The sequence below is a fragment of the Microcoleus sp. AR_TQ3_B6 genome (genome assembly GCF_036702785.1).
GTDB lineage: Bacteria > Cyanobacteriota > Cyanobacteriia > Cyanobacteriales > Microcoleaceae > Microcoleus.
In genome coordinates this window covers 56747-64430 of the sequence record NZ_JAUBVJ010000046.1, presented here as the reverse complement: position 1 = coordinate 64430, position 7684 = coordinate 56747, and the positions used below count along the sequence as shown (strand labels likewise).

Here is a 7684-nt window from a genome sequence, read left to right as displayed (position 1 = left end):
ACAAATCAGAAAAAAAATGGGGATTGCATAATAAGATAGATTGTTTTCCTCTGTCCTTTACAAAAAAGCACTACCTAATTATGTTCATAAAAGTCATATATTAAGTCCGGCAGTCCGGCAGGGAATAAATTTGACTGGTTTGACTGGTTCCTAGGCTGTGCCTGGGAACCGATTTCACTCTTGCTCTGCCTCGCGTGGCGAAGGGGAAATTGGAGGCAGAGGCTCCGGTTCTGCGTTCCCAGGCAGAGCCTGGAAGTAATTTAATGTTGAAATAGTACGTTTAACAAAGTTAAAACTGTACACCCAAACACGGCTTCAAATATATATCTTCGCGAAGGTTTATAAGGGTAAGAATTCCAAACGCGCAGTTTTCCATTAAAGCCGCGCGACGCTAAACTCAGCGATACTTGACGGTAGTTTTCCAAAGTTCGCTGAAGCAATTGCCCGATTAAAATGCCTAAACTACGCATTCCTAGTTTCCAAGTGCGGTAGCCGCAGCGGGAGTTTTGGGCTATCCAAAGTTCATCGGCGATCGCCAATAAGCTAAAAATAAACCGATACATTAGTAATAGCAGTTCTGTGACCAACTCTGGACAGCGTAATTGTCTGAGAATTTGCAAGATTTCGGTAAATGGAACCGTCAAGAGGATGAAATACATACAGCTTGTCGATGCGAAGGCGCGGGCAAACAGCAAGCTCACTTGGTATATTCCAGTGCGACTCACATATAGATAAAAAGTGCCTGTGCTAATGCCCCAACCTTGCCAAATATCCCACCCAATTGCGGGGATACGATCGCCCGCAACCGCACCCAGCGCCAAAGCAGGCAAACTTGTCAGCAAAAACATCAACGGTAGGGACAGCAACCGCAAATACAGTTTCCCCGGAATACCCGCATAGATGACGATCCAGACGGCCAACCAAAGGGCGATCGACAATTGGACCATCGTCCCAGAAACTAGAGACAGAATTAAAAGGGCGATCGCAAAGGATAACTTGTGAGATGGCGGCAACCCCCGCAAGCGATTTGTATAAGCCAGACTATCAATCTGATGGTTCATTCCGACGATTTATTATCAGACTGCTGCCGAGATTGCGATCGGCCTTTATACAACCCAATGACGTACCCAACTACGCCAGCCCCCATCGCCGCTTGAGACGCAAACAATAGACTTGAAATTTCGCTGCTAGCCGGCTCAAACAAATGATTAAACCAAGGTTTATAACCCGGTTGAATTTCCGTAATTGCTTTCTTAGCTTGGTCATCGGAACCACCGTATTTACCCCGCACAAAAACGAGAGGAAACACTGCCAGAACAATCACACCGCCAGCCAACAGCCAATTTTGCAGCGAAGTAGATTGGTAATTTTTTGTAGGTTTTTGATTCACTGCCCCTCACTCCTGCCTCAATAATTTCAAAGTTTCCAACTCCTGCTTCCCGTAAGAATGCAGCCAATTCCAGACCAATAGAGTCAGCAATCCCTCACTAATAGCCAGGGGTACTTGAGTGATAGCAAAGATGCCAGCAAACTTGAGAAACGAAGCCATAAAACCGCCACTTGCGGCCGGGAAAGCTAATGCTAATTGAATCGAAGTCGTCACATAAGTCAGTAAATCTGCCAAAGCCGCCGCACAAAAAATTGCTGCCCGCTGGCTACCAGTTCGCAACAGCAATCGATAGAGAAAATACGCAGCAAAAGGGCCGACAATTGCCATCGAAAACATATTCGCTCCCAGCGTTGTCAAGCCACCATGCGCTAACAGTAACGTTTGAAACAACAAAACTAAAGCCCCCAGTACAGCCATCACCGAGGGGCCGAACAAAATTGCACCCAAACCGGTACCCGTCGGGTGAGAACAACTGCCCGTTACCGAAGGAATTTTTAAAGCAGAAAGCACAAAAGTAAACGCACCCGCCAAAGCAAGCAATAGTTTAAGTTCCGGGTGTTCTTTTGTAATGCGAGTAATCGATCGCAACCCAAATGCAAAAAAAGGCAACGCCACCATCCACCAAAAAGCCGCCCATTGCACCGGCAAAAAACCTTCTGAAATGTGCATAGCTGCGGCGGGCGTTGCCGAGCCCAGGACAATATAACAACTCAAGCCAGCCATCAATCCCAAGCTGACCAATTTCCGATTTCTGGTCTTCACGCTGAACCTCGCAGATGAGACTATGTAAATTAACACATCGGCGGGCATCCTGACTCAGAAAGCGACAAAACTCTCATTACAGTTGCGGGACAGCGCCGGACTTGCACCGAACTTTCCCCCTTTCCTCTAACGGCTGCTCCCCATTAGAACCGACTCGTTAGACATAGTTTAGTCGATCGCGTAAATCTCAGCAAATCTTTTACAAAAATTCATTCAGATTAACTCACTCGAGATTATCTATCTTCTTCATTCTATTCTTTCTCTTCCTTCGCGTCCTTTGCGCCTTCGCGGTTCGTTAAATAAACCTTCTTTTAGTATTTATAAAGTAGTTTGTAGCCAGATAAACAACTCTCGCAAAACAAGTAAACGCTATAATCTTAGTGAGTTTTGAGAAAAGTCGCCATGTTAGATTACAAATTCCCGAGGCACTGGCCCTCAGCCGATGAACTACCAGACTCTGATGAAACGCCTGTGGATAACGAACTGCAAGAATTAATACCAGGGTTGCTAAAAGCAATATTGCTCATACTTTGGGGAGAACGAATGGACTGGTTTTTTGGCATAGATATGGGTATCTATTATCACCCAGACAAACCTGCCATTGTACCCGATGCTTTCTTGAGTTTAGGTGTAGAAAGGTTTTATGATGAAGAATTGCGTCCTAGTTACGTCCTGTGGGATGAAAATGTTCTGCCGACTTTTGTGCTGGAAGTAGTTTCCCCAACTTATCGCAAAGAATACACCGCAAAGTTGGAGGAATATCAAGCTTTAGGCATACTTTATTACGTCATTTATTCTTCCCGCCGCCGCCGTAAACCCCGTTTGGAAGTACACAAGTTAGTCAATGGGAAGTACGAGTTACAGCCAGGACATCCAGTTTGGATGCCAGAAATTGGTTTGGGAATTGGTTGTGAAAGGGGCAATTATTCTGGGGTGACAAGGGAGTGGTTGTATTGGTATGATGCCGATGGAAAACGTTATCTGACTCCTGAAGAACAGGTGAAAGAATCAGCGCAGCGCGCCCAACAGGAATCGCAGCGCGCCCAACAGGAATCGCAGCGCGCCCAACAGGAATCGCAGCGCGCCCAACAGGAATCGCAGCGCGCCGATCGATTGGCCCAACGTTCCGATCGATTAGCTCAGCGATTGCGGGAGTTGGGGATTGATCCTGATACTCTGAGCTGATGGCAGTAAAGCCTACGATACTTACAGACTCTTGACGCTGAGAAACCGGGTTTTTCAACGCCCGATCGATCGCCCTCAACGGAGGATTTTCGGGAAAAAACCCGGTTGCTGCATCCAGGAATGTGTGAATATTTATCGCAAAAATCGGGAAATATGGGGCTAGACTTGACACAAACAGAGAGTTTGACGGCAAACATTGAGATCCAGCTCCAAAAGATAAAAATCAGAAGAGGTTATTAAATAATGGTCATGGATGTGCGCTATTACGATGTCATCGGCTTTGGTGATGAAGTTCCAGGAGTTCTCGCTGTTATCTCTGCCGCCAGAGAATATCGTCGCCGGACAAAGCTTTATCCGCGAGTTCTGCTAATGTCTAAAGGAAGCTCGCAAGAAGGAATTGGCGGGCATTTGGTAAGAGGAGGCCTTGCTTATTTAGATAGAAGTCAGATTAGTCCAGAACTTAAACAATCTTTAAATTTAGATACCTTTGGTTCACCGCCGGCAATCTATAAAGAATTCCTGCAAAAATCCGGTGTTACGAAAATTGCACTTGATGCCGGCAAAGCCAGTGCAGCGCTGAAACAAATGCTGTTACAAGCTGGAGTCGATATCCTCAGCAACGTAGAAATTCAATCAGTCAAAAAAGAAGGCCAAAAAATTGCCAGTATAACCACCTCTAGAGGCACAGTTTATGTCGGCAAGCAATTTATTGATGCCACTGTCAATGCCGAATTAGCTCAAGCTGCCGGCGTGAGAAAGTTGCAGGGATTTGAAACATTTGGTCTGCCTAACTCAGAACTTGCAGTCACCCTCGTTTTTGAAACCCAAGGACTCAGTGCAAGGAGACTGAAAGAACTCGATTACACTTATCTAAAACGCTTCACAAACCTGGCCGATTCAGAGGCTCAAAATTTTTTGCTGTCCGCTGCTGACAAGGATGCCCAACTAGCAGAAAAACTCCGGCGGGAAATGATCGACACTAGAGGCAATCTCAAAACTCTGTGGGGGGAAAACGATTACATCGATGTTCGCTCGCCGGCTTTATCTGTAGCTTACCACTCCTTTAGAGGAAGAAAGCTATCTTTTTCTGAAACTGGCATGATTTTAGATCTGGGAAATATAGCAATACTTCCAAATGACAGACTTTCGTGGAATGCGCTTTTATTTGCAGTCACCGCCAGCGAAGCGGAAGCCTTAGCGAGAAGCGGGAGCAAACCCACGGCTAATATGAAAAAAGAGATATCATTTCTTGCAGCTTGGTTGAGGAGTTTGGGGGCTACTTCTGTTACTACTGCGTCAGAACTTTATATCAGACACGCCGGCAATGTGACGGGAGTTGTAGAACCTTTAACTGGCGCACAAATGCTTTTAGGTGGCGTACCTGCTAATGAGGCACTGGGAACATTTAGCTATTATTTTGATATCCGCGGAGGTATCCAGGGTCTTGACGAGAAAGCAAACAGTCTAGGATGGTTTAAAAGTATGCTTTTTAAAAAGCCTACCTTCAATATTGGCATCCGCCACGCATTAATTAAAAACGTTCCTAACCTGGCAGTGGTCAGTCCGTGTTCTGGATTTGAAGGGTTTGCCTGTTCTGCAGGCAGAATTGTTGAATTCAACGTCGCCGTTGGTCAAGGTGTCGGTATCGCGGCGATTAATGCCCTTCTAAATAACAAAACTCTAGCCGAGGTATCTAACCGAGAAGTGAGACAAGTTCTGGCTGAAACAGGTCAGTTACCTAGAATTTTTGGAGTTGCAAATAATGCTGATGGAATGCTATTGGCGCAATTTGAGAATCTTGTCACTTCGGATGCTATTGCGTAATAGCAATTTCAATTAGTCCTGGACGCATCAAAACCTTCATGACCGGGTTTTTTGCCTTGTTCTGCGGTCTGTAATATCAAATCCGTTAGCATCGGAATAGTAAATTCGAGTTCACTGTTGACTGTTGACGGTTGACGGTTGACTGTCAACAGTCAACCGTCAACCGTCAACATCACGGACGGTGTAACCGGAAATGATATAACGCATCTTTCGGTAAAAAAAACAGCTTTCTGACCACCCGTGCGTCCTGGACTATCAATCAACAATTCAGTAGTAGGTTTTGCCCGTGAAACGAAACTCAACACAAAAGTTTTTAGCAAAAAATGAGTAAAATTGCTATTAATATTATGTCCCCTACTCGCTAACAGCCAATCCTTAATTCTTCGGCGGGCACTTCGGATGAATCCCCCCTTGCAAACAAATGTAAGCAATTTGACTTTGATCTAAATTCTTAGCCTCGGCAAAATCAACTCCTTGGAATCGACCCGATTTACTACCGGTCGGATTTTGAATAAATTGCTCCGAAGCTGCCTTCCCCAGGAACACAGCCCCTTTAAAATTCGCTCCCGCTAAATTCGCGCCCCTCAAATCAACCGAACTCACCTCCGCATTCCGCAAATTAGCATCTTGCAATCGAGCATCTTTTAAATTCACGTTGGCGAGTTTAGTCGAGCTCAAATCCGCATTTTGTAAGTTCGCGCCACTCAAATCCGCACCGGACAAATCAGCACCTTGCCATTCTGATTTAGACAAATTTGTCAAGGACAACTGAGCGCCTTGAGCCTTCACTTTGCCCAAACGCGCACCTGACAAATCCGCTCCCGACAAATTCGCGCTTCCTATATCTGCACCTGTAAAAATTGCATTTTTTAACATTGCTTCCTGCAAAGAAGCCCCAATTAAAATAGCACTGCTGAAATTAGCTGCCTTCAAATTTCCGCTGGACAAATTAGCTTTGTTGAGGACAGCGCGCACAAAAGTAGTCCGGTTCATTACAGCACTGTTCAAAGATGCCCCGGTCAAATTTGCTCCTTCAAAATTAGCTGCGGTCAAGTCAGAAATCCAATCGTCAAATGTACCCGGCCGCCTGTCTTCGCCAGTGCCGTAAAAGCGAGTTCCCTGCAAGCTGGCATTGGTTAAATTAGCCTCTTTCAACTTAATTCCCGACAAGTCAACTTTGTTTAATACTAAAGTAAACTGACCAGGGCCGGCAGGACTTTGAGCTAAATCCGTGCGGCTCAGATCCGCGCCGTTGAGCTGGCTGCTATACACTGTGAGAATTTTGCCGATCGCCCTTTGTACTGTTCGCTGGCGGGCGGCCGCTAACTCGCGTTCCGGGGCCTTGCCGCCAAAGCCCAGGGAATCGAGGTCGTTGCTGAGAGATTGGTTCAACCGCTGCAACTCAGGCAAAGCTTTCGGCCCGCTACTGACTAAAGCTTGCTGGATCGCGTCCAGCATGGCGCGGCTGTCTTCTTGAGCTAGCAAATCCGCTAGCAGGGGTACGGCGCGGGAGTCTTCCACGGCCCCCAAGGCCAAAATGGCCGATCGCCTGCCGGATGCCCCGCTAGTTGATGTGGGAGACAATTTGCTGACTAAAGCCACAAATAATTCGTCGTTCCGCTGCCGGGAATCCCGCAGATTTGCTTGAGTTTGAGTGTAGATGAGAGTGCCGACAAACAAAGTTAAAATCAATCCCGCGCTACCGATGGTAACTATCACTAAAGTTGCCCCTGGGTGTTGGCGAATCCAATTCCACAAACTGGGACTTTCTGCGAGCCCGGTTTGCGGCGTCACAACCAAAGCCGCAATCTGCGCGTCTTCCTCAGTCCAATCTGGACTCTTGAGTGGATTGGGAGACAGTTGATTCTCCTGGGCGCTGACCACCAAAGTATTAGCGAGGCGATCGTGTCCCGCTTGCCGTTTGTAACGCCATGCAAAAGCGCCGTCTGCGATCGCTGCCAAGCCGCACAGCCCCCCTAAAATCAGCAAATCTGGAAACGCACCCGTCAAGCGCCAAATGCCGTAAGCGACGCCCATAGGCACTCCCCAGCGCCCTAAACTTTCGCGAATTAGCACTTGCCCAAAACCCCCAGGAGTACCCGAGGCTGTGACAACTTTGACACCGAACCAGCGTTTGGGGAGAGTTTGACCGGTTCTGGCGAGCAAAAACAGTTGCGACGCTGCTAAAACTGCCGGTGCCAGCAGGGCCGCTGACCAGAATAGATTAGTTAGGGCGGAGACTCTGGGGCTGCGATCGCGCACCGGTATGCCCAAAGTACGGGCGACGGTTTCGGATGCTGCTGCTATGGAGGGATTGAGTGGCACGGTTTGAGATTCATTGTTGACCAATACCCCGATACTGAAGGGAACGAGGGCGCTGGCGGCAATTAACGAAATTTCCACGGCCCAAGCGCCGCACCTGCGAACCAGCAGTGGCATTTGCTTGGATTGTGTTTGCCAAGACGGATCGGGTTGATTGAGGCCGCTGGGCGCGGTGGGGCTAGCCATATTCAGAAATTCCTA

Annotated in this window: 6 protein-coding genes and 1 riboswitch; of the genes, 2 read left to right on the top strand and 4 right to left on the bottom strand. The window is 47.4% G+C overall.

Going from position 1 to position 7684, the window contains the following annotated elements:
- Positions 1–260 precede the first annotated feature (260 nt).
- The 3 genes from cbiQ to QUB56_RS21310 are packed head-to-tail and all read right to left on the bottom strand — an operon-like array spanning position 261 to position 2113.
- A complete protein-coding gene (cbiQ, locus tag QUB56_RS21320; RefSeq protein ID WP_332957895.1) occupies positions 261–1061 on the bottom strand; it encodes a cobalt ECF transporter T component CbiQ in 801 nt (266 codons plus the stop codon).
- A complete protein-coding gene (locus tag QUB56_RS21315) occupies positions 1058–1390 on the bottom strand; it encodes an energy-coupling factor ABC transporter substrate-binding protein (RefSeq protein WP_332957894.1) in 333 nt (110 codons plus the stop codon). The genes cbiQ and QUB56_RS21315 overlap by 4 nt, the downstream gene beginning before the upstream one ends.
- A 6-nt stretch (positions 1391–1396) precedes the next feature.
- On the bottom strand, positions 1397–2113 hold the full coding sequence (locus QUB56_RS21310) for an energy-coupling factor ABC transporter permease (RefSeq protein WP_332957904.1): 717 nt from the start codon (positions 2111–2113) through the stop codon (positions 1397–1399).
- A gap of 61 nt (positions 2114–2174) precedes the next feature.
- Positions 2175–2321: riboswitch (cobalamin riboswitch) on the bottom strand.
- A gap of 233 nt (positions 2322–2554) precedes the next feature.
- On the opposite strand from QUB56_RS21310, the gene QUB56_RS21305 reads away from it, so the two are divergent.
- Positions 2555–3337 (top strand): Uma2 family endonuclease, encoded by a 783-nt coding sequence (locus QUB56_RS21305; protein ID WP_332957892.1) that lies wholly within the window; start codon positions 2555–2557, stop codon positions 3335–3337.
- A 243-nt stretch (positions 3338–3580) separates the two neighbouring features.
- A complete protein-coding gene (locus tag QUB56_RS21300) occupies positions 3581–5161 on the top strand; it encodes an FAD-dependent oxidoreductase (RefSeq protein WP_332957891.1) in 1581 nt (526 codons plus the stop codon).
- Positions 5162–5536: 375 nt separating this feature from the next.
- Here the strand turns inward: QUB56_RS21300 and QUB56_RS21295 are convergent, their stop codons facing one another.
- Complete coding sequence (locus tag QUB56_RS21295) at positions 5537–7669, bottom strand: pentapeptide repeat-containing protein (RefSeq protein WP_332957889.1); 2133 nt, start codon at positions 7667–7669, stop codon at positions 5537–5539.
- Positions 7670–7684 lie beyond the last annotated feature (15 nt).

Excerpts from the sequence above, each read along its gene's own strand:
- cbiQ (WP_332957895.1), bottom strand. The coding sequence starts at position 1,061 with ATGAACCATCAGATTGATAGTCTGGCTTATACAAATCGCTTGCGGGGG.
- QUB56_RS21310 (WP_332957904.1), bottom strand. The coding sequence starts at position 2,113 with ATGGCTGGCTTGAGTTGTTATATTGTCCTGGGCTCGGCAACGCCCGCC.
- QUB56_RS21305 (WP_332957892.1), top strand. The coding sequence starts at position 2,555 with ATGTTAGATTACAAATTCCCGAGGCACTGGCCCTCAGCCGATGAACTA.
- QUB56_RS21300 (WP_332957891.1), top strand. The coding sequence starts at position 3,581 with ATGGTCATGGATGTGCGCTATTACGATGTCATCGGCTTTGGTGATGAA.
- QUB56_RS21295 (WP_332957889.1), bottom strand. The coding sequence starts at position 7,669 with ATGGCTAGCCCCACCGCGCCCAGCGGCCTCAATCAACCCGATCCGTCT.